Genomic DNA, 24,909 nt, shown 5'->3' with positions numbered 1-24,909 from the left:
CGACTACCGCATTGACGAAAGAGAGTGCGGAGAAGTAACAAAGAGCAGCTCAGCGGGCTTTAGTGCCCGGTCAACCCGATTCGGCGCGCCCGTCCGGGCCGGCGCCTTCGGTCCCTTCGGCACGACGGGTGATGCCGTGCTCGGTCCCCTCGTCGGCCTCCTGGTCCGGTTCGGGGTGCTCGGGCTCGAAAGTCGCGGGCAGGCCCTTGATGTGCCGGTTCATCGAACGGATCAGCAGGAAGGTTCCCGCGAGCAGGAGCAGGACGAGGACCAGACCGAGCGGCGACGCCTTGCCGAACTCGGGGCCGGTCGGCGTCCCGGGCGTCTGGGCGAGCAGGACCAGCGTCACGACCGCTCGTCCTCGATGCCCGCGAACAGGTCGGTCTCCGGCAGTTCGGTGCGCACCCGGGTCTTGGCCAGTTCGAACTCCTCGGTCGGCCACAACCGCTGCTGCATCTCCAGCGGAACGGCGAAGAACGCGCCGTTCGGGTCGATCTGCGTCGCGTGCGCGCGCAACGCGTCGTCGCGCTGCGGGAAGTATTTGGCGCACTCGATCTGGGTGGTGATCCGGGCGAACATGTCACCACGCTCGGCCGCGTACTTGCGCATCCGGTCCAGCCATTCCTGCATCGGGAACGGTTCGCCGAGACGCTCGTACTCCGCGGCGAACGCTTCCATCCGCCGCATGCTGAAGCCGTGGTCGTAGTACAGCTTGAGCGGCGTCCACGGCTCCCCCGCGTCGGGGAAGCGCTCGGGATCCCCGGCCGCCTCGAACGCCGCCATCGACACCTCGTGGCAGCGGATGTGGTCGGGGTGCGGGTAGCCGCCGGTCTCGTCGTAGGTGGTCATCACGTGCGGCCGGAACTCGCGTACCACGCGCACCAGGGCCTCGGTGGCCTCCTCCAGCGGAACCAGCGCGAAACTGCCCTCGGGCAGCGGCGGCAGCGGGTCGCCCTCGGGCAGCCCCGAGTCGACGAATCCCAGCCAGTGCTGGCGCACGCCGAGCGCGTGAGCCGCGGCGGCCATCTCCTCGCGGCGGATCTCGTGAATCCGGTCCAGGACGCCGGGGGTGTCCATGGCCGGATTCAAGATGCTTCCGCGCTCTCCGCCGGTCAGCGTCACGACGAGGACGTCGTGTCCTTCGTCGGCGTAGCGGGCGGTCGTCGCGGCACCCTTGCTGGATTCGTCGTCTGGGTGGGCGTGCACCGCCATGAGGCGAAGGCCACTCACGTCTCGTTCTCCGTCGCTCTCGGTCGCGGGTGTCGGGGCTTCGTTACCTATAGTTCCATTCGACCGACATTTGTTCCGACGTACCCCCCGGGAGCGACCACCATGAGCCAGCCCGCGCCGGAGCCCGGCGGTGCCGCGAAGGCCACGGCGGCGTCCACGGGCCGACCTCCGGCCGACCGGTACGGCACCCGGCCCCGCACGCCGCGCCGCTGGATCGTGCCGGTGCTCGGCGTGCTGGTGGTACTCGCCGGCCTCGGCGTGGCCTACCTCGGCTACCAGAAGTACGGGCCGGAGGATATCGAGGCCGAGCAGCTCGGCTATGTCGTCGTCGACGACTCGACCATGACCATCCGGCTCAAGGTCACCCGGGCCGATCCGGAGCGGCCGGTGGTGTGTTTCGTCCGCGCGATGGCGCGTGACGGCTCCGAACTCGGCCGCCGCGAAGTGCTGATCGAACCGTCGAGCAGCGGGACGGTGGAGCTGACCACCGTTGTGCGCTCGTCCGCGCGGCCCGCGTCGGGCAGTGTGTACGCGTGCAGCGATCGGGTACCCGGCTACCTACGAGCTGGCTGATTTCCGCGCATTTACCGGCGACCTGCCCACGAAATCAACTCCGACCTGCACATTTGTGAATCATGCTAAAATGGCGTGATACACGGTTCCGGGGCTCGGAGCCGTGTTTGCTGCATTGGCGGCCAGCGCTGACGGTTCGGGCTTGCGAGCTTGCCCGCGACCAGGGCCTGTCGGGGTTCGATGAACTTCCCAGGATCGCTCTAGCCGTCGACTGGTGCATGCCCGCTTCCGGGTGGGTACACGCCAGTGCTCAGGGAATCCCGGCCTGCCGGGAACAACTACTAGGGAGTGATCGAGATGACTGAGACGCAAGTGACCTGGCTGACCCCGGAGTCGCACGACAGGCTCAAGAGCGAACTCGACGCGCTCATCGCCAACCGTCCGGTCATCGCCGCCGAGATCAACGAACGCCGGGAAGAGGGCGACCTCAAGGAGAACGGCGGGTACCACGCCGCCCGCGAGGAGCAGGGTCAGCAGGAGGCGCGCATTCGCCAGCTGCAGGAGCTGCTGAACAACGCCAAGGTCGGCGTCGCACCGACCAAGTCCGGCGTCGCGCTTCCCGGGTCGGTCGTCAAGGTCTACTACGACGGCGACGAAACGGACACCGAAACCTTCCTGATCGCCACCCGCGAGGAGGGTCTCAGCGATTCGAAGCTGGAGACCTACTCGCCGAGCTCCCCGCTCGGCGGCGCGCTCATCGACGCCAAGGTCGGCGAGACCAGGGAATACACCCTGCCCAACGGCAACACGATGAAGGTCACCCTGATCAGCGCCGAGCCCTACCACAGCTGATGCACTCGGCCGCGGCCCCGCGCCCGGCCGATACCCCCGCGGACACGAGCGGCCGCGCCCGAGCATCGGGTGCGGCCGCTTCCTCATGTCTGTGAACCTAGCTCAATGCCTGCTCGATGTCCGCGAGCAGGTCGCTGACATCCTCGATACCGACCGAGAGCCGCACCAGGTCCGCGGGCACCTCCAGGTCGGACCCCTCGGTGGAGGCGTGCGTCATCGCGGCCGGATGCTCGATCAACGACTCGATACCGCCCAGCGATTCGGCGAGGGTGAACACTTCGGTCCGCGAGCAGAACTTGCGCGCGGCTTCGACGTCGCCGTGCAGCCGCACCGAGATCATCCCGCCGAATCGGCGCATCTGCTTGCCTGCGACGGCATGGCCAGGGTGCTCCGGCAGACCGGGGTAGATCACCTGCGAGATCGACGGATGCCGGGACAGGAACTCGGCGAGGGTTTCGGCGTTGTCGCAGTGCCGGTCCATCCGCAGCGCGAGAGTCTTGATGCCGCGCAGCGTGAGGAAAGCGTCGAACGGGCCGGGAACCGCGCCCGCGCCGTTCTGCAGGAAGGCGAATGCCGCGTCGAGTTCCGGATCGTCGGTGATCAGCGCGCCGCCGATGACGTCGGAGTGGCCGCCGAGGTACTTGGTGGTGGAGTGCACCACGATGTCGGCCCCGAGCAGCAAGGGCTGCTGCAGATAGGGGGTGGCGAAAGTGTTGTCGACGACCAGCTTCGCGCCCGCCGCGTGCGCGACTTCGGCCAGCGCCGGGATGTCGCCGATGCTCAGCAGCGGGTTGGTCGGGGTTTCGACCCACACCAGCTTGGTGTTCGGCCGGATCGCCGCACGCATCTCGTCGAGGTTGAAGACGTGCGCGGGCGAATGCTCGATCCCCCACTGGCTGAAGACTTTGTCGATCAGCCGGAAGGTGCCGCCGTAGGCGTCGTCGGGGATCACGATGTGATCGCCCGGACGCAGCGTGGCGCGCAGCGCACAGTCGGTCGCGGCCATACCGGACGCGAACGCCCGGCCGTAGCGGCCCGATTCCAGCGCGGCGAGGTTCGCCTCCAGCACCGACCGCGTCGGGTTGCCGGTGCGGGCGTATTCGAAACCGCCGCGCAGACCGCCCACGCCGTCCTGGGCGAACGTCGAACTCGCGTAGATGGGCACATTCACCGCGCCGGTCTGCGGATCGGGTTCATACCCGGCGTGCACGGCCCGTGTGGAGAATCCCAGCTCGCTCATGAGGGCCAGCCTAATCGGGGCGATTCCCAGGCAACTTCCCGGTGTGTGCATATCGCGGCCGCGTGCGCAGGAGAATCGGACAAACCCCCACAAAGGCATCGGCATCACGGAATCCGGCCCTTCGATCCGATCGAGTTACATCGATGTCGTCGATGGGCCGGAAATACTGTGCCGATACGGCGGAGGTGAGTTCGGTCTCACGCGAACCGCCCCCTCTAGGCTGAGTCCATGGTCACCGTGGAAGAACTGTTCGCCACCGATGCACTGCTGTCCGAGGACGAGCGCGAGATCCGGGACACCGTCGCGGCCTTCGCGGCCCGGCGACTGCGTCCGCACATCGCGGAGTGGTTCGAGACGGGCACCTTCCCGGCCCGCGAACTCGCCCCGGAACTGGGCGAGCTGGGACTGCTCGGTATGCATCTGGAGGGGTACGGCTGCGCGGGCATGTCGGCGACCACCTACGGCCTGGCCTGCCAGGAACTGGAGGCGGTCGACTCGGGCGTGCGCAGCATGGTCTCGGTGCAGGGATCGCTCGCGATGACCGCGATTTACGAATTCGGCTCGGAGGAACAGAAGCAGCAGTGGCTGCCGGAGCTGGCCGCGGGCCGCGCGCTCGGTTGCTTCGGGCTGACCGAACCCGACTTCGGCTCGAATCCGGGCGGCATGCGCACCAGGGCGAAGCGCGAGGGCGCGGACTGGGTTTTGAACGGTTCGAAGATGTGGATCACCAACGGGTCGGTGAGCGACGTCGCGGTGGTCTGGGCGCAGACCGAGGACGAGGGCAAGCAGGTGATCCGCGGATTCTTGGTGCCCGCGGGGACGCCCGGGTTCACGGCGCGGGAAATGCGTCGCAAACTGTCGCTGCGCGCGTCGGTCACCGCGGAACTGGACTTCGACGACGTGCGCCTGCCCGCCGACGCGGTGCTGCCGCGCTCACGGGGGCTGGCCTCCCCGCTGGCATGCCTGAGCGAGGCGCGCTTCGGCATCGTCTTCGGCGCGCTCGGTGCGGCACGCGAGTGCCTGGCATCCACCATCGAGTACGCGAGGACCCGCGAGGTGTTCGACAAGCCGCTGGCCGCCTACCAGCTCACCCAGGCCAAGCTGGCCGACATGGCGCTGGAATTCGGCAAGGGTCAACTGCTCGCGCTGCACATCGGGCGGCTGAAGGACCGCGGTGTGGTGACACCGGAGCAGGTGAGCGCGGGCAAGCTGAACAGCACGCGCGAGGCCATCGCCATCGCCCGCGAATGCCGCACCATCCTCGGCGCCAACGGCATCACACTCGACTACCCCGTGCTTCGCCATGCGAACAATCTGGAGTCGGTGCTCACCTACGAAGGCACCGCGGAGGTGCATCAACTGGTGCTCGGCCGAGCCTTGACCGACGCGAATGCTTTCCGTTGACACCCCGTTTCGCATGAATATTTGCTGAATATCGCTGGAATAGCGGCCAAGCTGAGAAGTGCGATGGGCGTCGAGGAAAACTGAACAATTGCTGCTCTAACGGAAATCATCCTCGTCGGGGAGGTCGAAGTACTCCCGCGACGGCGGGTGGGCGCCGCCGGACCTCGCCCCGTCGCCCCAGAGCTGCCCGCGGGTTCGGGCACCGTGCTGGTGCCGTTGCCGCCCCGGACCGTCCTGCCACGGCCCGCCATCCCCTCGGTCGACCCGCCGGTCCCACTGCCATTCCGCGCCGAGGTCCGGCCGGTCGTCCCACTGCTGCCCCCGCGCCGCTTGCTGATCCATCCACAGCTGCTCACGAGCTGCGTCCGAGCGGCCGCGCTGATAGGCCGCGGCATGCCCGCGCACCGCGGGCATCTCCTCCTCCAGCTCGCCGAGCCAGTTCTCCCAGCGTTGCTGCATCGGACGGATCATGCCGCCGCCGAGGCCGACCACCAGGATGCCGCCGATGGTGGCGAGCACCGTGATGAGGATCGGCAGCGTGACGGAGGTGGCCACGCCGATCTGGTTCAGCGCCGCCACGATGCCGATACCCCAGACGAACACCGCCGCGATCCGGCCGAGCATCGCGCCGTAGGACAGGCCGCCGAGCAGGCTGCCGACCCTGTCGCGCGTCGCGTGGGAGACCGCGCCGGCGACGACCAGGATGACGATCGCGACGCCCGCCTTGGGCAGCCAGGAAACGATGCCGTCGATGGTGTCGCTCACCGGATTGGGCCCGAAGACGCCGAAGCCCAGCTGCAGCGCGAGCAACAAGATCGCGTAGTACGCCAGCTTCGCCAGCAGATCGCGGGCGTCGTAGCGGCTGCGTGCCAGCAGCTGCCGGATCCCGCCGCGTTCGGCGAGGCGGTCGAAACCGACCCGCTCCAGCGCCTTGCCCACGAGGCCGGCGACCGCTTTGGCGGCCAGCCAGCCGATGAGCAGGATCACGAGGAACCCGGCGAGTTGCGGCACGAACCGCGCCACCGAACTCCACACGTCGGATAATCCCTGCTGATAATCGATAGCCGAACTGGAGGTGCGCATTACCTTCCCTTCGCTATCCGTCCACCACATGGCGTTTGCCACCATTACATACTGCCCGGTTATACCTCTGAGACTTCACTGGTCAACGCGATTTGCGAATAAGTTGCCAAATTATGTTCATTGCGCTCGGGCGCCCGAAATCGGTCCATCGGCGCCCACCGGCCGTCCTGCGGCCGATCCGGTGCGGGCTCGATCCAGTGGTGTGATCCGGCGCGGATTACGGTTCAGGAGAACCGAATTGGTCCTGCGCGCGCCGCGAACGGACACTACTGTCGGTGCATGTCGTCGATCCGCGCCGCCGAGGTCCTCGCGGCACTGTCGCTGACCACCGATCTCGCCACCGGAATGCCCTTCGGAAAGGGGCTGGCCACCTGCCTGGTCGCCACCCACCTCGCCGAGCGGATCGGGCTGCCGGACGCCGAGCGCCGAGCGGTGTTCCACGCCGCACTGCTCGCCGCCCTCGGATGTACCGGCCGCGCCTCGGAGAACGCGGAGTCCTATGTCGACGACATCGCCTTCCAACGCGCATGCCATGTGCTCGATCCCGGTGATTCCACCGTCTTCACCGCGCAGCTGCGCCGATTCGGCAATTGGTCGCCCGCCGCCCAATCGGCGCTGCGTAATCGGTTCGTGGCGCAGGTGCGGGCCGGCGCCCCGCAAGCCCTGCGTTCATCGAGTGAGATCGTCCGGACGCTCGGGTCGCGACTGGGCCTGCCGGATGCCGCCGTCCGCGCACTGACCGAGGTGGAGGAACGCTGGGACGGGCTCGGTGCGCCCAACCAGCTACGCGGCGAAGCCATTTCGCTCACCGGACGGATCCTGCACGTGGCCGAACAGGCGGTGCTCGCGCTCGACGGGATCGGCGCGGAGCCCGCGACCGTCCCACGGGTGGATCGCAGCGTCGCGCACGAAGGCAACGGGCATCGGGCGGATGAGGCCGGGCGCGACCCGGCACGGCCCGGACCGGGCACTGTGGCGAGCCGGCGAAATGCCGTCCTCGACGAATTGCGGCGACGGGCCGGTGGGCACCTCGACCCCGACCTGGTCGCCGTCTGTGACGCCGAGCCCATCCGCGCGGTGCTCGACGTCCCCGACCTGCTCGCCGCCGTTCTCGCCGCGGAGCCGGGGCCGCCGGCTACGCTTCCGTTCGCCGAACTCGACCGGCCCGGCCACGCACTGGCCATGGTCGTCGACTTGAAAGGCCGTTATCTCCTGGGCCATTCGGCGCACGTGGCCGGGCTGGCCGATGCCGCCGCCACCCGGATGGGCGTGCCCGCCGACGACCGGGCGGCACTGCGCGCCGCCGCACTGCTGCACGATCTCGGCCGGGCCGCGGTCCCCAGCACAGTCTGGGACCGCGGCGGCCCGCTCGGACCGTTGGACTGGAAACGCGTTCGGCTGCACAGCTATTGGACCGAACGTATTCTGCGCCGCTGCCCCGGGCTGGCGGATCTGGCCGATCTCGCGGCAGGGCACCACGAACGGCTCGACGGCAGTGGCTACCCCCGCGGTGAGCAGGACGCTTCGGCGGGGGCCCGATTACTCGCGGCCGCGGACGTCTTCGCGGCCCGGACCGAGGCGCGGCCCTATCGTCGTGCCGCCCGTCCCGAGGAAGCCGCGGCGCACCTCGGCGCCGAAGTCGCCGCGGGCCGCCTCGACGGTGACGCCTGTGCCGCCGTGATCGCGGCCGCCGCCGACCACACCGACCTCGCGGGCCACGGCCTCTCCGTAACCGAGATCGACGTCCTGCGCCTGTCGGCTCGCGGCCGCTGCGGCCGGGAGATCGCCGCCGAGCTGCTTCTCCCCGAACGCACCGTCACCAACCATCTCACCGCTTTGCGCGCCAAGACCGGCCACCGCACCCGAGCGGGTGCCGCCGTCTTCGCCATGTCCCACCACCTCTTGCCCGGCTGACCCGAATCACGTTCTCGCACAGAGCCCGCGGTGCCCAGGTTTTGAAGTCCGGCCTCACACGAGTTCCTGGCGGGATAGGTAGAGGATTGTTACCTCTCGTCATTCAGGTGCCATATGGGCGTCACCGTCAGGCCAAGGGGAATGCGGATGATAGTGGGGGATATGGGCATTGGGGCGATGCCTCCACCGCCACACCATCGGAGGTGCGAAGATGCACACGTTGACGATCGATCCCCGCGCACCGTGGTCGGTTCCGGATGCACCGGGAGCCTGCCATGTTCGTGCGTGACCATCTGCCCCGGCGCTCCCACGGCATCGCCCGGCAACTGCCGGACCAGCGCGAACTGGTGGCCGCGTTCGGCGGCCATCCGAGTGACCCGGCGAAAGACCACCCCCTGCTCGGCTGGGCCGCGACGCTGGCCGCGCTGCATCGCCGGCGCCACCGCGATCCACTGGCCACAGCCGGAATAGATTGCTGCCGAGCCGAATTGGTCGCAACCATCGACGCGTGGGTGATCGACCAGCTGCCGAGGAAGCGTTCGACCGACCATCTGCGCGCCGAATCCGTCGGCGCCACCGTCGACCGTATGGCCGCCGCGCACGTCCACGCCAGTCACCTGTTGCACACCGCCGAAAAGGTGTCCGACGCGCGGGTGCACGCCGCCTGGTACCGACTGGCCCTGCTGGCCGACGAATGGACCGACCTGATCACCGGCGGCGTGCGCGAAACGGTGCGCGACAGAAGACCGGCCTAGGCCGACAGCCCAGAAGCGCTCCGCTCGCCGTACTGCCCTGGGCGATACGGCGAGTCGGCGCTATGGCACCGCTGTCCGGAGCGGTCGGTGTCCGCCTACTTCCCGAGGCTGCCCGTGCTGAGGAAGCCGAGCAGGTCGTGGCGGGTGATCACGCCGACCGGTTTGCCGTCTTCGACGACCATCAGCGCGTCGGTGTCCGAGAGTGCCTTCGTCGCGGCGGAGATGGGCTCGCCCGAACCGATCAGCGGGAACGAGGGGCTCATGTGCTGGGCCACCGAATCGGTCAGGTGGGCCCGGCCCTCGAAGACCGCCGACAGCAGATCGCGTTCGGACACGCTGCCCGCGACCTCGCCCGCCATGACCGGCGGCTCCGCGCCGACCACGGGCATCTGGGACACGCCGTACTCGCGCAGGATCTCGATCGCGTCACGCAGCGTCTCCGACGGGTGGGTGTGCACCAGGTCCGGCAGCGCGCCGGATTTGCCGCGCAGCACGTCACCAACGAGCGGCTCGGCTGTGCCGTCCAGCCGCTCGCGGAGGAAGCCGTAGGAGCTCATCCATTCGTCGTTGAAGATCTTCGACAGGTAGCCGCGACCGCCGTCCGGCAGCAGCACCACGACCACCGCGTCCGGATCGCGTCGCGCGACCTCGACGGCCGCGACGACCGCCATGCCGCAGGACCCACCGACCAGCAGGCCCTCCTCGCGGGCCAGCCTGCGGGTCATGTCGAAGGAGTCCGCGTCGGAGACCGCGATGATCTCGTCCGGCACGGCGGGATCGTAGGCCGACGGCCAGAAGTCCTCGCCGACGCCCTCGACCAGGTACGGCCGCCCGGTGCCGCCGGAGTACACCGAGCCCTCCGGATCGGCGCCGATGATCTGGACCTTCCCGCCGGAGACCTCCTTCAGGTAGCGGCCGGTCCCGGTGATGGTGCCGCCGGTGCCGACACCAGCCACGAAGTGGGTGACCTTGCCGTCGGTGTCGCGCCAGATCTCCGGGCCGGTGGTCTCGTAGTGGCTGGCCGGACCGCCGGGGTTGGAGTACTGGTCGGGCTTCCAGGCGCCGTCGATCTCCCGGACCAGGCGGTCGGAGACGCTGTAGTAGCTGTTCGGGTGGTCCGGCGGCACCGCGGTCGGGCAGACCACGACCTCTGCGCCGTACGCGCGCAGCACGTTGCGCTTGTCCTCGCTCACCTTGTCGGGGCAGACGAACACGCAGTTGTAGCCGCGCTGCTGCGCGACCAGGGCGAGGCCGACGCCGGTGTTGCCGGAGGTGGGCTCGACGATGGTGCCGCCCGGCCGCAGTTTCCCGGACTGCTCGGCGGCGTCGATCATCTTCACCGCGATCCGGTCCTTGGAGCTGCCGCCCGGGTTCAGGTATTCGATCTTGGCCGCGACCAGCCCCGCGTTCGGTCCCACGACCGAGTTCAACCGGACCAGCGGCGTGTTGCCGATGAGATCCACGACATGATCCGCGATGCGCATGGCCCCCATAGTTGCAGACGCACTAACTGTGAGTTCGCGCACGCCGCGCGCAGTGGCCTCGGCGTGCGCGCGAACCGGCGCCCGCGGCCTTAGGATCGCTGCCATGAGGCAGCCGAACATCGCCCGCGCCGCAACGCTTCTGGCCGGATCGGCGCTGGCTCTAGTGGTCGGAGCCGGCGCGCAGGCGGGAGCGGCGACCGTCGAATTCCCGCAGGTGCCGACGCTGGCGCGCGGCGGTCTGTGCTGGACCAGCATCCGCACCTGGGCCGACACCGGTCCCGAATGGCCGGGGCGCGCCATCCTCAACGTTCGCGCGCTCCCCGTGAACGGTATCGGGCCCGGCATCTACCCGCTGGCACCGCTGTGCGAGGTCCGCACCACCGTGGCCTGGCGCAATGTCACCACCGGGGCGACGGGCAGCTACGACAACGTCGTGGTCACCGGCATCTACGGCAGCATCCAGTACGCGCTGTTCCAGGACACCGGCCCCGGCCTCGTCGAGGTCACCGTCTCCACCGACGCGGCGAGCATCCCCGCGCGCGGCAGCTTCGTGGTCCCGGGCTGACGTCAGCCGATCCGGGTGCCACGCGGGATTCTCGTAAAATCTCTGGCGTGAGCGCACCTCAGTTTCGCTGGCGCACCGCGGCGATGACCGGGGCGGCTGCCGTACTCGCCGGCTCCGGCGCGGGGACCGCATGGTTGGCGACCTACCGCCTGCTCATGGCGCAGGCGGGCGTCGCGCGCGGGATGATCGGCCGGGACACCTCCAAGCCGCCGGAAGCCGACGGCATCTACACCGCGGGCTGCGCGGAGCCCGAGCCGTGGCGTGCGGGCAAGCACGCCGACCTGCATCTGATGATCTTCGGCGACTCCACCGCGGCGGGCCTGGGCTGCACGGTGGCCGACGATGTGCCGGGCGTTCGCCTGGCTCGCGGACTCGCCGAGGCGAGCGGCCGGCGGATCCGCCTGAGCACGAAAGCGATCTCCGGGGCCACCTCCAAAGGCTTGGCCGGTCAGGTGGACGCGATGTTCGTCGCGGGCGCGCCGCCGGATGCCGCGGTCATCCTCGTCGGCGCCAACGACGTCACCAAGAAGCACTCGATCCGGGCCTCCGCGCGCAGGCTCGCCGCCGCGGTCGCCCGGTTGCGCCGCGCCGATGCGGTGGTGGTGGTCGGCACCTGCCCGAACCTCGGCACCGTGACCGCCATCCCGCAGCCGCTACGGACCGTCGTGCAGAACTGGAGCACGCGGCTGGCCAAGGCGCAGCACGTGGCGACGACGGTGGCGGGCGGGCACTCGGTGCGGATGGGCTACCTGCTCGCTCCCGAGTTCCGCGCCGCACCCGAACTGCTATTCGCCGCCGACGGATTCCACCCGTCGGCCGCGGGTTACGAACTGGCCGCGGCGCAATTGCTGCCGGTGCTGCTGGACGCACTGGGCGGGACACACGCTTCCGGTACTCGGCCACGGGACGTAGATTCGGTACGAACCCGCGAGTAACAACGGGGTTCGCCTGAACCGTCCGACCCAAGGAGTCCTCATGCCCGAGGCCGTCATCGTTTCGACCGCACGCTCCCCGATCGGCCGTGCCCGCAAGGGCTCGCTGGTCGATCTGCGGCCCGACGATCTGACCACCCAGATTGTGCGGGCAGCGCTCGACAAGGTGCCTGCCCTGGACCCCGCCCAGATCGACGACCTGGTCCTGGGCTGCGGCTCGCCGGGCGGTGAGCAGGGCTTCAACATCGCCCGCGTCGTCGCCGTGCAGCTCGGCTACGACTTCGTGCCCGGCACCACGGTGCACCGCTACTGCGCTTCGTCGCTGCAGTCCACCCGCATGGCGTTCCACGCGATCAAGGCCGGCGAGGGCGATGTGTTCATCTCCGCCGGTGTGGAGACCGTGTCGCGGTACGTGAACGGTTCCGCCGACAGCTGGCCGAACACGCAGAACCCACTGTTCGCCGAGGCGCAGGCGCGCACCGCGAAGACCGCGGAGGGCGGCGCGGGCATCTGGCACGACCCGCGCGAGGACGGCCTGATTCCCGACGTCTACATCGCGATGGGACAGACCGCCGAGAACGTGGCGACCTCCACCGGCATCACCCGCGAGGACCAGGACCGCTGGGGCGTGCGCTCGCAGAACCGCGCCGAGGAGGCCATCGAGAACGGCTTCTTCGAGCGGGAAATCACCCCGGTCACGCTGCCGGACGGCACCGTGGTCAGCAAGGACGACGGCCCGCGCGCCGGTGTGACCTACGAGGCGGTCTCCGCGCTGAAGCCGGTGTTCCGCCCGGACGGCACCATCACCGCGGGCAACTGCTGCCCGCTCAACGACGGCGCCGCCGCGCTGGTCGTCATGAGCGACACCAAGGCCAAGGAACTCGGCCTGACGCCGCTGGCGCGGATCGTGTCCACCGGCGTGTCCGGCCTGTCGCCGGAGATCATGGGCTTGGGTCCGATCGAGGCCTGTAAGCGCGCGCTGGCGCTGGCGGGCAAGACCATCGACGACATCGACCTGGTCGAGATCAACGAGGCGTTCGCGGTGCAGGTGCTCGGCTCGGCCCGGGAGCTGAAGATCGACGAGGACAAGCTGAACGTCTCCGGCGGCGCGATCGCGCTGGGCCACCCGTTCGGCATGACCGGCGCCCGGATCACCACCACGCTGATCAACAACCTGCAGACCCACGACAAGCAGTTCGGTCTGGAGACCATGTGCGTCGGCGGCGGCCAGGGCATGGCGATGGTCATCGAGCGCTTGAGCTGACCCGCGGACGAGAAAGGGCGGTCACCGGATCTCCGGTGACCGCCCGTCTGCTCGATGGCTAGTCGTTCTGGAAGTAGCTCAGCAGTCGCAGGATCTCGACGTACAGCCAGACCAGGGTGACGGTGAGGCCGAGGGCGACGCCCCAGGCCGCCCGCTCCGGAGCCTGCGCGCGGATCAGCTGATCCGCGGCGTCGAAGTCGAGCAGGAAGCTGAACGCGGCGATGGCGATGACCACCAGGCTGAACACGATCGCCAGCGGACCGCCGTCGCGCAGGCCGAGGCCGCCGTCGATGAAGAAGCTCGCGACCAGGTTGCCGAGCATCAGCACCAGGATGCCGATCATGGCGCCGACGATGATCCTGGTGAAGCGCGGCGTCACCCGGATGGCGCCGGTCTTGTAGACCACCAGCATGCCCGCGAACACACCGAACGTGCCGAGTACCGCCTGACCGATCAGCGCGCTACCGCCGACGCCGCCGAACTCGATATTGGTGAACATGAACGACAGCGCACCGAGGAACAGGCCCTCGGCGACGGCGTAGGACAACACGAGCACCGGGTTGTCCATCTTGTTCGCGAAGGTCGCCACCAGCACCAGCGCCAAGCCGACCAGGCCGCCGACGATCACGAACAACGGCGCGAGCGAAGTGTTCGCGTTTGTGAGGCCGTAGGAGACGATGGCGGACAGGGCGAGCACCGCGAGGGTGATGCCCGTCTTCGTCACCACGTCGTCGATGGTCATCGACCGTGTGGTGGCGGGGGCCTGCTGGTAGGGCTGCGGAGACTGGCCGTACTGCTGCGGGTACTGGCCGTACTGGTTGCCGAACTGTCCCGCGGAGGTCACGCCGGAACCGAAGCTGGCGTATCCACCGCCCTCCTGCCTGGGCAGGTTCCTGAAAACCGGATTGCTCGTGGTACGCATGAACGGCGTCCCTTTCTGGAGTCGTTGCCGCTGTTCATCGAGTTCGTTCACTCGATATCCAACTGCCCTGTCCAACGTTTGTCATCCGTCGCGAGTTCCCGGAGAGTCGCACAGAGCCGGACAATTCGGACTCTACCGCTGCCGCGGGTCGTGCAGGCCACGCACCGAGCGAGTCACGGTGAACTTCCGGTTGCGGCCGACCACTTCGGTCCGGCCCACCATGCGTTCGACCAGGGCCCGATAGTTCAGATGTGAGTTGTACACCGTCCACAGCTCCCCGCCCGGGCGCAGCACCCGCCCGGTCTCGGTGAACATCTTGATCGCCGATCCGGTGTGCACTGCCGCGCCGACATGGAACGGCGGATTGCACAGCACGAGGTCGGCGCTGTTGTCCGCGGCGGAGGACATGGCATCGTCGCGCACGACGCACACCCGGTCGGCGACCCCGTTCGCCTCGGCGGTAGCCCGCGCCGAAGCCACGGCGGCGGCGGATTGGTCCGTGGCGGTCACCTTGATGCCCGGCCGCGCCGTGGCCAGCGCGACGGCAAGGATGCCGGTGCCACAACCGAGATCGATGGCGTCGCGGGCGTCCGGCTTCATCAGTCGCAGGTGCTCGAGCAGGAACCTGGTGCCGATGTCCAGACGCGCGCCGGAGAACGCCGCGCCGTGCGCGACCACATCGAGACCGAGTTCGTCCAGCCGATCGCGCACCGGAAACGGCTGACCCGCCACCGGTTTGGGTCCGGTTACCAGCAGCGTCCGCGACTTCTGCCTGCCGCGGCTGGCGCGCACCTCGGAGAACGATTGCGCCAGAACATCGTTCATCGACTTGGTCAGGTACTTGTCCCGCCCGCCCGCGAACACCTCGACCGCCGGATCCGCGTAGCGCGCGATGGCGTCGGCAACCTCGGCCAGCCCGGCCAGCATCCGGGGCAGGCGAAGCAGAACCACCCGGGCAGCGCCCAGCAACCCCGGGCCGAGCGGGTGCGCCGTGTAGCGATCCGCCAGCCCTGCCGCACGAGCGTTGCCGGCCAGGGCGAGTTCGCCGGTGAGCAGATCCTGATGCACCCGGACGTCGCGCAGATCGTGCCCCGCGATGGCGCCGAGAGTCAGCGCACCGTAGGCGTCACCGATAACGGCTACCTTTCCGCTATCCACAGTCGCCAGGGCGTCGGCCGCGACGTCGAGAATCAGCCGATCGGCGGCATCCACGGCGTAGAGGTTCAGTGCCTCCACGTCCGGATACCGCCGCAGCCGGCTCAGTACGTCCTCGACATCTCCCACACCTCAAGTGTGCTAGATCGTTGCCGAATGGTCGCGCCCACCCCGCCCAATCGTTGTCGCCGCATTCGCGTCATCGCGGCTCGGGCGCTGAACCGCACCCGGGACATACGATTTCGCCGGTAGCTCGAGTTGCTGTCGTGGCCGCCCGTGGGCGAGTACTTCCCGCACCGCACGAGCCCGACCGCCGAAAGGTCGCGCGCTTACTCGTCGTCGGACGTGCCGCATGGGGACAGCGTGGGCGGGTGACCAGAGACGCCAGGACCCTCGCACACCGAACACCCGCCATAGCAATCAAATAGCGATCAGCCATACGCGAACGGCCGAACAGCCGGGTCCGCGATCGCCCGCCCCGGGACGCACGCCGTCACCGTCCGTAGGCGAATCAGCCGCAACGCTCTCCGGTTACGCCATCCGGAGCGTTCGGCTGAGTAGCATCGGGCCATGCGCAACAGGATGGTGCTCATGGTCGCGGTCGCGACGGCACTGCTCGCGGGCTGCGGCGACGGCGACTCGGCGCCGGGTCTCCCGGTCGCTTCCAGCACCCGGACGCCGGCCGCGGCCGCGCAGGCCCCGATCCCGGGGGATACCGCACCGAAGCAGGGCAAACCCTCCGGCGACGCCGCCCTCACGGTGACCGACGTTCGCTTGGGGCGTCAGCCCGGCTTCGATCGCGTGGTCTACGACCTCGGGGGGGGCGGCACCCCCGGCTGGCTCGTTCGATACACCGACCGCGCCGTACAGGACGGCAGCGGCAATCCCGTGAACGTGGCGGGCCGCTCGATCCTGGAAGTGCGCATCCTCGGGTCGGCCTACCCGTTCGACAGCGGCGTGACGCCGTACGAGGGCCCGGACCCCGCCGTGGATCCGGAGGTCCCCGGCGTCGCGGGCGTCTACCGGACGACGGTGTTCGAGGGCGTGACCCAGTCGTTCATCGGCATACAGGCCGACCGGCCCGCGTTCACCGTCACCGCGCTGTCCAACCCGACCCGGCTCGTGGTGGACATCGCAACCTCGTAGATACCGGTACCGCCAACCGGTATCCGGGCAGCAGGTAGAGTGGGCGCTCGTGGTCGAACGCCGCATACTCCACGCCGCCGGGCTCGCCCGGCTGCTCGGAATGCTGGTGCTGCTCGCCGGAGTGCTCGCCATGCACTCGGCGGTCTTCGGTTCCTCGGGGCACGTGCACCCGGCCGGCGCGCACGCCGCGCCCGCTTCCGAAGCAGCACCCGGCGGCCCCGGACGCGACACCGCTCCTCGACACACCGGTAACGACGAGACCGGCTCACGCCACGCGATACCCGACAACCCCGATCGAGCCACCGCGGCAGGAGCCGGGACCGCACGAGCAATCGGCGCGACGATGCCCCCGCACTGCGCGGGCGGGTGCGACGGCACGCACAGTGCGCTGCACGGCTGCGTGTTCATCCTGGCCGGCCTGATCGCGCTGGCCGCGTTGGTGCTGCTCTACCGGATGGCTGTCGATCGTCCCGGCGGCGGCGCGGCGCGGCCGCGGCATCGGCGGGCGCGAGGGGGACGACCGCCGCCATGGACCGTACTCACCTTGGCCGAACTGGCGATTCTACGGATCTGACAGGTCCGCCGCCGCTGTGTGTCCGAACCACGGTCGCGGCGTTGTCCACTCCGTCCTCAGACATCGCAAGGAGCACTCTCATGTTCATCACTCGTACCCGCTCGATCGTCGCTCTCGCCGCGGTCGCAGCGGCGAGTCTCGCCGGATGCGGCGACGCCGACACCGGGCACACCACCGAGCACGGCACCTCGACAACCACATCGGCCGTCACGAGCGCACCCGCACGCGCGGAGCACAACGACGCCGACGTGATGTTTCTGCAGATGATGTATCCCCACCATGCCCAGGCCGTCGAGATGGCGCAGCTGGTGCCGAGTCGTACCGACAACCCGCGGTTGCGGACGCTCGCCGCGCAGGTCGAGCAAGCACAAGCACCGGAGATGCAGCAGATCACCACGCTTCTGCAGAGCTTCGGCAAGCCGGCTCCCAGCGCGAGCGAAGGGCACGAAGGCCACGCGATGCCCGGCGTGATGTCCGCCGAACAGATGGCGGCGCTGCGGGCGGCCTCCGGTCCGGACTTCGACCGCCAGTGGCTGACCATGATGATCGAGCATCACGCGGGTGCGATCGCCATGTCCGAAACAGAGCTGGCCGAGGGCGGCAACGCCGACGCGAAGGCGCTCGCGGCGGCGATCATCGCCGCTCAGCGGGCTGAGATCGAGCAGATGCAGACCATGCTCGGCCAGCGCTGAACCATGCCCCGCGCCGATATCGGTTGGCCATCGATATCGGCGCGGGCGCGCATGGCTCGCCCGCACGACGTACGGTCGGTTTGTCCGGCGCTGTCCTGCCGTCCCGGCCGGACTTTCGAGGGGAGTGAGGGACCGACCATGCGACGACTCGAACGCGCGAGCCTGCTGGCGGCCGCGGTGGCCACCACGGCCGGCGTGCTGCTCATCGGCGCCTGCGCACAGCAAGTTTCCGGCACGGCGGAGGTCGACCGGACCGACCTGGCCGCGTACGCCTCGGAGGTCACTTCCTCTTCGGCCGCCGCGTCGTCGTCCCGGGCCGCGGCCGTCGAGCGCGCGACCGGATCGGCGTGCGACGCCTTCCTGGCCGCGAACGGTAGCTCGGTACGGGCATTCAACGACTACATCGATGCCAGCAACACCAAAGGCCGCGGCGATCCCGATACGAACGGCAAAGCCGACACCGCGGTATCGACGCTGCGTAACAATGCGCGCTCGGTCGACCAATCCGTGACCAGAGACGTGCCGTCCGGAATCGCCGACCCGCTGCGCGCCTACCGCGACGACACCAACGCCCTGGCCGACACGCTGGCCCGCAGCGCCGACACCGACACCCTGAACTCGGCGATCGACCGGTTCAACGCGACCAAGAACACCGCGCTGACCGTCTGTGAGGGGCACGGCACTCGTTGACCGGCAACGGTTCCGCCGTTGCCCGGGTCAGCGCCTCGACCGGATCGCCCGCCTGCTCGCGGGACCTCTCGCATCCGCGAGGTCATCGCGAGCGGTGAGTATCCCGAGTTCACCCGGCGGATGCGGGATGCGGAGGACCGGGACGGCGACCTGCGTTTCGCCTTCGGGCTCACCTGCTGCTGGACGGCGTCGCGGCGCACGCCGCCGGATGACCCGAGCGACGCCGCGCAGCCGGTGACCGACGCCTTCTCATCGGTGAAGAATCCCGCGGCGCGGTTATAGCATCTGGCGCGTTTACTGCCACGCGGAACGGGACGAAGATATGACCAGCGGTATCCGGAATCCTCGTCCACCCGCCCGGAACGGCCGCCGACGCAGGTCAGCCGACTCCGCCATACCGACGTTCGCCGCGCTGCTGGCCTCCGCCGCGGAGCACAATCCCGACGGCATCGCGGTGCTGACCGACGATTCCGCGATCACCTACCGCGACCTCGATGCCCGGTCGTCCCAGCTGGCGCGCACGCTGATCGCCGCGGGCGCGGGGCCCGAAACGGCTGTGGTGGTGGCACTTCCGCGATCTCCCGATTCGGTGCTCGCGGTGTGGGCGATCGCCAAGACCGGTGCCGCATTCGTGCCGATCGATCCAGCACTTCCGTTGTCCCGCATACAGTTCCAGGTAACCGACAGCGGCGCCACACTGGGACTGACCCGATCTGGGCAGGTGACGGCGCTGCCCACCGAGGTGCGCTGGCTCGCGCTGGACGACGCCGAGGTGACCGAGCGGGTGGCGGCGACCCCCGCGAGTCCGATCGCGTACTTCGAACGGACGGCACGACTTCGAGCCACCAACGCGGCCTACGTGATCTACACCTCGGGATCCACCGGACGCCCGAAAGGCGTCGCCGTCACCCATACCGGACTCGCCCCGCTGTGCACCGAACTGGCCGCCCGGCACGGGCTGGACAAGGACTCGCGGGTGCTGCACTTCGCGTCACCGAGCTTCGATGCCTCTGTTCTGGAGTTGTTGCTCGCGATCTGCTCCGCGGCGACGCTGGTGATCAGCCCACCCGGCCGATACGGCGGCACCGCCTTGGTGGAACTGCTGGCACGACATGCGATCACCCATGCCTTCCTCACCCCGTCCGCGCTTGCCACGATCGAACCCGCCGGACTGCCCGCGCTGCGCTCGGTCCTCGTCGGCGGCGAACCCTGTCCCCCGATGTTGCCGCGACACTGGGCCACCGGCGGCCGCTTGTTCCACAATGCCTACGGCCCCACCGAATCCACCATCGTGGCCACGCTCAGCCCGGCGCTGTCGCCGGATGCACCGGTCACCATCGGATCGGCCGTGCCCGGCACGCGCTGCCAGGTGCTCGATCACCGGCTGCGGCCGGTCGGCATCGGCGTCGTCGGCGAGCTCTATGTGGCCGGGCCCGGGGTGGCCAGGGGTTACCACAGGCGACCAGATCTGACCGCGCAACGGTTCCTCGCCGACCCGTTCGGGCCGCCCGGTTCCCGGATGTACCGCACCGGCGACCTCGTCCGCCGCACCACCACCGGTGATCTGGACTATTTCGGCCGGGCCGACGACCAGGTCAAGGTGCGCGGCTTCCGGATCGAGCTCGGTGAGATCGACGCCATCCTCTCGACGCAACCCGGCGTCCGGCTGGCCGTGACCGTCGACCGCAAGACCGCGGCGGGCGAGACCACACTGGCCGCCTTCGTCCAGCCCGAATCCGGGCACGCCCCGGATCCCACCGCTCTGGCCGACGCGCTCGCCGCACTGCTGCCGAAGTACATGGTGCCCAACACGATCACCGTCCTCGATCGGATCCCGCGCACTTCGACGGGCAAGGCCGATCGGCCCGCACTGCGCCTGCGCGCCCTGGACGAGCCGGACTATCGGCCCGCCGCCGACCTCGGCGAGGAAACGGTCGCCGAGGTCCTCGCGCGCGTGCTGGGCCGGGAGCGGTTCGGCGCCGACGCCGATTTCTTCGCGGCAGGCGGCAATTCGCTGCTGGCGACCCAGGTCGCCGCGCGGTTGAGCGAAACCTGGCGGCTGCGCATTCCGCCGCGGCTGGTGTTCGACCATCCCACCGTCGCCGGCTTGGCGAAGGCGATCCGCTCGCAGCAATTCGACACGGCCCGCCCGGTTCTGCGCGCGCGAACCAGGCCCGAGCGCATCCCACTGTCCCCCGCCCAGCTGCGATTCTGGTTGCGCAACCAGTTCGACACCACGTCCTCGGTGGACAACATCGGTTTCGCCCTGCGACTGTCGGAAGTGGACGTCCGCGCCTTGCGCGCGGCGTTCGCCGATACCGTCGAACGGCACGAGTCGCTGCGCACCAGCTATCCCGCCGACGAGGCCGGACCGCGGCAGCTGATCCTCGACACCGAGCGGGTGGTCGAGGATTTCGCGGTGGAGGAACTGTCCGACGACGCGGTACCCGTCCGGGTACGCACGATCCTGCGGCACGGGTTCGACGTAGCGGCCGAGGTGCCGCTGCGCGTCCGGCTGCTACGCACCCCCACCGAATACGTCCTGGTCTGCGCCCTGCACCACATCTGCGCCGACGGGTCCTCCCTGGCGCCGCTGGCCCGCGACGTGGCCTCGGCCTACGCGGCCCGGAGCACGGGCACCGCTCCCGCCTGGCAGCCACCGGATGTCCAGTACGCCGACTACGCCCTGTGGCAGCGCGATCTGCTCGGTTCCCGCGACGACCCGGATTCGCCGCTGTCCCGGCAACTGGCGTACTGGACCGGCGAACTGGCCGGTCTGCCCGATGAACTCGACCTGCCCGCCGATCGACCGCGCCCGCCGGTGGCCACGCTGCGCGGCTCCGCCACCCAGCGGTCGGTGCCCGCGACCGTGCACCGTGACCTGCTCACCGTGGCCCGCGCACACCGGGCGACGCTGTTCATGGTGATGCGTTCGGCGCTCGCGGTGCTGCTGGCCCGCCTGTCCGGCAGCACCGACATCGCGATCGGCGTGCCGATGACCAACCGGGCCGAGCCCGCGCTCACCGACGTCGTCGGCATGTTCGTCAACACGACGGTCTCCCGGACCAGGATCGAGCCCGCGGAGCGTTTCACCGCTCTGCTGCATCGCACCAGGGAGCGGGATCTGGTCAACTTCGCGCACTCCGAGGTGCCCTTCGAGCACGTGGTCGACGCGGTCGATCCCACCCGCTCGCCCGGACGTCACCCGCTCTACCAGGTCGGCTTCGCGTTCCAGAATTTCACGCAGGCCACCCTCGAGCTCACCGGGCCCAGCGTGTCGTTCCTCGACGTGGACGCCGACACGGCGAAGACCGACCTGCACATCGGTGTGGTCGACACCCGCGACTCCGACGGCGAGCCGAGCGAGATCATCATCCGATTCGGTTACAGCACCGACCTGTTCGACGAGCACACCGTGCAGCGTTTCCTGGACGGCTACATTCGCATCCTGCTCCGGATCGCGGACGACCCCGGTGCCGTCGTCGGCGACATCGACATCATGGACCCGGTCGAGCACAAACGCATCCGGTCCTGGGGCGCCGGTGCCGAGCACGAGGTGCCTGCCGAGCCGCTCACCGCCGCGTCGGCGCGTCAGGCCGCGGCGACACCGGACGCGATCGCCGTGGTCTGCGAATCCGAGACCCTCACCTATGCGCGACTGCGCGAGCGGGCCGCCCGCCTGGCGCGCTGGCTGATCGAACGGGGCGTGGGTCCGGAGACCGTCGTCGCGGTGGCGATGCGCCGCTCGATCCAGCAGGTGGTCGCGCTGAACGCGATCGTGGAAGCGGGCGCGGCCTGGGTGCCGATCGATCCCGGCCATCCCGCCGACCGGATCCGCTACGTGCTCGAGTCGGCGGCGCCGCGGTGCGTGCTCACCACCGCAGCGGACGGCTTCACGGCCGCCGAGGCGTACGACATCGACACCCTGGACCTCGAGCGCTTCGGTCCGGAGCCGGTGATCGACGCGGAGCGCCGAGCGCCGTGGCATGCCGATCAGCCCGCCTACCTCATCTACACCTCCGGATCGACCGGCCGCCCCAAAGGCGTGGTGGTCAGCCATCGGGCGATCGTGCACCAACTCGCCTGGATGCGGGCCGAATACGGCGTCGACGCCACGGACGTCTATCTGCACAAGACCCCGGCGACCTTCGACGTGTCCCTGTGGGGCTACTTCCTGCCGCTACGCGCGGGCGCACGGCTGGTCCTGGCCGGGCCGGACGAGCATCGCGATCCGGCGGCGCTGGTGCGCCTGATCGCCGAACATCGGGTGACGCTCACCGATTTCGTTCCCGCGATGCTTTCCGTGTTCGCCCAGCACGCGACCGAAGACGACTTGGTCTCGCTGCGAGCTGTTTTCGTCATCGGCGAGGCGCTGCCCCCGGAGACCGCACGGACCTTCGCCGGTGTGGCCCGGGCAGGCTTGCACAACCTGTACGGTCCGACCGAGGCGGCGGTGAGCATCACCCGGCACGCCGTCTCGGCCACCGAACGCACCGCTGCCGGCATCTCCATCGGTGTGCCGGAATGGAATTCGCGGTGCCACGTCCTGGACGACCGGATGCGGCCGGTTCCGGTCGGTGTGGCGGGCGAACTCTACCTGGGTGGAGTTCAGCTGGCCCGCGGCTACCACCGCGCGCCCGGCCTGACCGCGGCCCGGTTCGTCGCCGATCCGCTGCACCCCGGCGAGCGGATGTACCGGACCGGTGACCTGGTGCGGTGGAACCGCGGCGGCACCCTGGACTATCTGGGCCGCACCGACTTCCAGGTCAAGGTCCGCGGCCATCGCATCGAACTCGGCGAGATCGAGGCGGCCCTGCTGGCCGTTTCGGCGGTCGGCCGGGCCGCGGTGGCGGTCAAAGGCTCCGATGCGGGAGATCGGCTGGTGGGCTACGTCGTCGCCGCATCGGGAGCCACGGTCGATCCGGACGCCGTGCGTCACTCGGTCGCCCGGATCCTGCCTGGATATATGGTGCCGTCGGCGGTGCTGGCGCTGGACACGTTCCCGGTGAACACCAGCGGGAAGCTCGACCGCGCCGCGCTGCCCCAGCCGGTGTTCACCGCACGCGTCGGTGTGCGCCCCGGCACCTCGCTGGAGCGCGCGATCGCCGAGGTCTTCGCCGAGGTGCTCACGGTGTCCCCGATCGGGGTGGGCGACGACTTCTTCGAACTCGGCGGGTCGTCACTGCTCGCGTTCACCTTGCATCAGCGGCTGTCGGATCGGCTGCGGCGCGATGTACCCATGTCGGCGATTCTCGCGGCCCCGACGGTCGGCGGGCTCGCGGCGCGGCTGACCGGCGAGTGCGCGCCCGCCGCGCCGACACCGGAACGTGACGCCGTCCTGGAGCCGGAAATCGGTATCGGGGGCTGCGAACCCGCGCACAGCGGGCCGCCGCAGGAGGTCCTGCTCACCGGTGCGACCGGTTTTCTCGGCGCACACCTGCTGCAAGAACTGCTGGACCGCACCGAAGCGCGGGTGTGGTGCGTGGTGCGCGCCGACGACGCCGAGGAGGGCATCGACCGGATCCTGAGCGCGCTGAACCACTATCGGCTCGCCGGGACGACCGCCGCGGAGCGGATCGTCGTGGTCGCGGGCGATCTCACCGCACCGCGCCTCGGCCTGGACCCTGCCGACTACGACTGCCTGGCCGGAAGCATCGATGCGATCTACCACAACGGCGCGCGCGTCAATCACCTCGACCCCTACGCCCGGCTACGGCAGGCCAACGTCGAGGGCACCCGGGAATTATTGCGGCTGGCGACCACTCGCCGGGTGAAGCCGTTCCATCTGATCTCCACCATGGGTGCGGCCGTCGGCGTCGCACCGGAATCTCCGGTGGTCGCCGAGGGCGTCCGCTTGCGTGCCGACCAAGTGCCCGGCAACGGCTACCTCGCGTCCAAATGGGCTGCCGAGGAACTGGTCCGTCAAGCCGGTGAGCGCGGAGTGCCGATCGCCATCTACCGGCCGGGCACCATCTGCGGCTGCCCGGACGTCGGCGTGAACAGCCCGGACGATTCGCTGTGGAATATGGTCCGTGCCGCCGCGATGCTCGGTATGGCGCCCGATGTCGGCGACGCGACCGTCTCGCTGGTTCCGGTGAGCTATGTGGCGGGCGCGGTCGTGGAGATTTCGGCCCGCCCGCGCTCGGAAACCGTCTTCCACCTGGTCAACCGGGCCCCGGTCGCGGTCGGCGACATTCTCGCCAGTCTGCGTGCCCACGGGCTGCCGGTGGCGACGATGCCGGAGGACGCGGTGCGCGCGGGCCTGGTCAGGGAAGCGCGCCGCCGCGACGCGCTCGGCGACGATTCGCTGGTGCGCGCGGCGCTGCTGAGCCGCGATTTCGCCGAACTCGCCGGTCACCTCGACTGGGCCGACGAGCACACTCGCGCGGCGCTGGCGGGCACCGGCGTGGACTGCCCGAAGGTGGACCGCACGGTGGTGGACACCTTCGTCCGGGAGTTCATCGAGTCGGGTTTCCTGCCGCGGGATTGAAGGG

At 69.5% G+C, this 24,909-nt stretch carries 21 protein-coding genes; 14 read left to right on the top strand and 7 right to left on the bottom strand.

Features of this window, described 5'->3' with window-relative positions; translation table 11 throughout:
* Positions 1 to 70: 70 nt before the first annotated feature.
* Positions 71 to 349 (bottom strand): hypothetical protein, encoded by a 279-nt coding sequence (locus tag ACFU5M_RS05290; protein ID WP_379044021.1) that lies wholly within the window; start codon positions 347 to 349, stop codon positions 71 to 73.
* Positions 346 to 1,230, bottom strand: coding sequence for a mycothiol conjugate amidase Mca (gene mca / locus ACFU5M_RS05285; RefSeq protein WP_379044018.1), 885 nt, complete (start codon positions 1,228 to 1,230; stop codon positions 346 to 348). The genes ACFU5M_RS05290 and mca overlap by 4 nt, the downstream gene beginning before the upstream one ends.
* 102 nt (positions 1,231 to 1,332) lie before the next feature.
* Here mca and ACFU5M_RS05280 point away from each other — a divergent pair, with 102 nt between their 5' ends.
* Positions 1,333 to 1,803, top strand: coding sequence for a DUF4307 domain-containing protein (locus tag ACFU5M_RS05280; RefSeq protein WP_379044015.1), 471 nt, complete (start codon positions 1,333 to 1,335; stop codon positions 1,801 to 1,803).
* Positions 1,804 to 2,100: 297 nt separating this feature from the next.
* Positions 2,101 to 2,595 (top strand): transcription elongation factor GreA, encoded by a 495-nt coding sequence (gene greA, locus ACFU5M_RS05275; RefSeq protein WP_379044012.1) that lies wholly within the window; start codon positions 2,101 to 2,103, stop codon positions 2,593 to 2,595.
* Positions 2,596 to 2,692: 97 nt separating this feature from the next.
* Here the strand turns inward: greA and ACFU5M_RS05270 are convergent, their stop codons facing one another.
* On the bottom strand, positions 2,693 to 3,835 hold the full coding sequence (locus tag ACFU5M_RS05270; protein WP_379044009.1) for a cystathionine gamma-synthase: 1,143 nt from the start codon (positions 3,833 to 3,835) through the stop codon (positions 2,693 to 2,695).
* A gap of 228 nt (positions 3,836 to 4,063) precedes the next feature.
* Here ACFU5M_RS05270 and ACFU5M_RS05265 point away from each other — a divergent pair, with 228 nt between their 5' ends.
* On the top strand, positions 4,064 to 5,239 hold the full coding sequence (locus ACFU5M_RS05265) for an acyl-CoA dehydrogenase family protein (RefSeq protein ID WP_379044006.1): 1,176 nt from the start codon (positions 4,064 to 4,066) through the stop codon (positions 5,237 to 5,239).
* A 96-nt stretch (positions 5,240 to 5,335) separates the two neighbouring features.
* On the opposite strand, the gene ACFU5M_RS05260 is transcribed toward ACFU5M_RS05265, so the two are convergent.
* Positions 5,336 to 6,322 carry a hypothetical protein gene (locus ACFU5M_RS05260; RefSeq protein WP_379044003.1) on the bottom strand — a complete coding sequence of 329 codons (987 nt, stop codon included), beginning with the start codon at positions 6,320 to 6,322 and terminating at the stop codon, positions 5,336 to 5,338.
* A gap of 279 nt (positions 6,323 to 6,601) precedes the next feature.
* On the opposite strand from ACFU5M_RS05260, the gene ACFU5M_RS05255 reads away from it, so the two are divergent.
* Both ACFU5M_RS05255 and ACFU5M_RS05250 read left to right on the top strand, forming a co-directional pair.
* Entirely contained in the window at positions 6,602 to 8,236 is a 1,635-nt protein-coding gene (locus ACFU5M_RS05255; RefSeq protein WP_379044000.1) for an HD domain-containing phosphohydrolase, read from the top strand.
* 275 nt (positions 8,237 to 8,511) lie between these two features.
* Positions 8,512 to 8,991, top strand: a complete 480-nt coding sequence (locus tag ACFU5M_RS05250; protein WP_379043998.1) for a DUF4254 domain-containing protein — start codon at positions 8,512 to 8,514, stop codon at positions 8,989 to 8,991.
* A 95-nt stretch (positions 8,992 to 9,086) separates the two neighbouring features.
* On the opposite strand, the gene ACFU5M_RS05245 is transcribed toward ACFU5M_RS05250, so the two are convergent.
* The gene (locus ACFU5M_RS05245) at positions 9,087 to 10,475 is read right to left on the bottom strand and encodes a cystathionine beta-synthase (protein ID WP_040869628.1); all 1,389 of its coding nucleotides are present in this window, start codon (positions 10,473 to 10,475) and stop codon (positions 9,087 to 9,089) included.
* 103 nt (positions 10,476 to 10,578) lie between these two features.
* On the opposite strand from ACFU5M_RS05245, the gene ACFU5M_RS05240 reads away from it, so the two are divergent.
* From ACFU5M_RS05240 to ACFU5M_RS05230, 3 genes are all read left to right on the top strand, one after another.
* Entirely contained in the window at positions 10,579 to 11,040 is a 462-nt protein-coding gene (locus ACFU5M_RS05240) for a hypothetical protein (protein WP_379043995.1), read from the top strand.
* 83 nt (positions 11,041 to 11,123) lie between these two features.
* The gene (locus tag ACFU5M_RS05235) at positions 11,124 to 11,975 is read left to right on the top strand and encodes an SGNH/GDSL hydrolase family protein (protein WP_379044112.1); all 852 of its coding nucleotides are present in this window, start codon (positions 11,124 to 11,126) and stop codon (positions 11,973 to 11,975) included.
* Positions 11,976 to 12,015: 40 nt separating this feature from the next.
* Complete coding sequence (locus ACFU5M_RS05230; RefSeq protein WP_379043992.1) at positions 12,016 to 13,236, top strand: acetyl-CoA C-acetyltransferase; 1,221 nt, start codon at positions 12,016 to 12,018, stop codon at positions 13,234 to 13,236.
* A gap of 58 nt (positions 13,237 to 13,294) precedes the next feature.
* Here ACFU5M_RS05230 and ACFU5M_RS05225 read toward each other — a convergent pair whose 3' ends face one another.
* Together ACFU5M_RS05225 and ACFU5M_RS05220 are read right to left on the bottom strand one after the other, a co-directional pair.
* Positions 13,295 to 14,158 (bottom strand): Bax inhibitor-1/YccA family protein, encoded by an 864-nt coding sequence (locus ACFU5M_RS05225; RefSeq protein ID WP_379044109.1) that lies wholly within the window; start codon positions 14,156 to 14,158, stop codon positions 13,295 to 13,297.
* A gap of 132 nt (positions 14,159 to 14,290) precedes the next feature.
* Entirely contained in the window at positions 14,291 to 15,442 is a 1,152-nt protein-coding gene (locus tag ACFU5M_RS05220) for a class I SAM-dependent methyltransferase (RefSeq protein WP_379043989.1), read from the bottom strand.
* A gap of 441 nt (positions 15,443 to 15,883) precedes the next feature.
* Between ACFU5M_RS05220 and ACFU5M_RS05215 the strand changes: the two genes are divergently transcribed.
* The 6 genes from ACFU5M_RS05215 to ACFU5M_RS05190 all read left to right on the top strand — a co-directional run bounded on the left by ACFU5M_RS05215 (position 15,884) and on the right by ACFU5M_RS05190 (position 24,905).
* Complete coding sequence (locus ACFU5M_RS05215; protein WP_379043986.1) at positions 15,884 to 16,459, top strand: hypothetical protein; 576 nt, start codon at positions 15,884 to 15,886, stop codon at positions 16,457 to 16,459.
* A 49-nt stretch (positions 16,460 to 16,508) separates the two neighbouring features.
* Positions 16,509 to 17,033 (top strand): DUF6153 family protein, encoded by a 525-nt coding sequence (locus ACFU5M_RS05210; RefSeq protein WP_379043983.1) that lies wholly within the window; start codon positions 16,509 to 16,511, stop codon positions 17,031 to 17,033.
* 80 nt (positions 17,034 to 17,113) lie between these two features.
* Positions 17,114 to 17,725: a DUF305 domain-containing protein gene (locus ACFU5M_RS05205; protein ID WP_379043980.1), complete on the top strand. Its 612-nt coding sequence runs from the start codon at positions 17,114 to 17,116 to the stop codon at positions 17,723 to 17,725.
* A gap of 138 nt (positions 17,726 to 17,863) precedes the next feature.
* Positions 17,864 to 18,415, top strand: a complete 552-nt coding sequence (locus tag ACFU5M_RS05200) for a hypothetical protein (protein ID WP_379043977.1) — start codon at positions 17,864 to 17,866, stop codon at positions 18,413 to 18,415.
* A 120-nt stretch (positions 18,416 to 18,535) separates the two neighbouring features.
* Entirely contained in the window at positions 18,536 to 18,697 is a 162-nt protein-coding gene (locus ACFU5M_RS05195; RefSeq protein ID WP_379043975.1) for a hypothetical protein, read from the top strand.
* Positions 18,698 to 18,737: 40 nt separating this feature from the next.
* Complete coding sequence (locus tag ACFU5M_RS05190) at positions 18,738 to 24,905, top strand: amino acid adenylation domain-containing protein (protein WP_379043971.1); 6,168 nt, start codon at positions 18,738 to 18,740, stop codon at positions 24,903 to 24,905.
* Positions 24,906 to 24,909 lie beyond the last annotated feature (4 nt).

Origin of the sequence: Nocardia sp. NPDC057455, assembly GCF_042802775.1 — a bacterium.
GTDB lineage: Bacteria > Actinomycetota > Actinomycetes > Mycobacteriales > Mycobacteriaceae > Nocardia.
The sequence above is the reverse complement of the archived record's forward strand: the minus strand, read 5'-3'. Positions and strand labels throughout refer to the sequence as shown.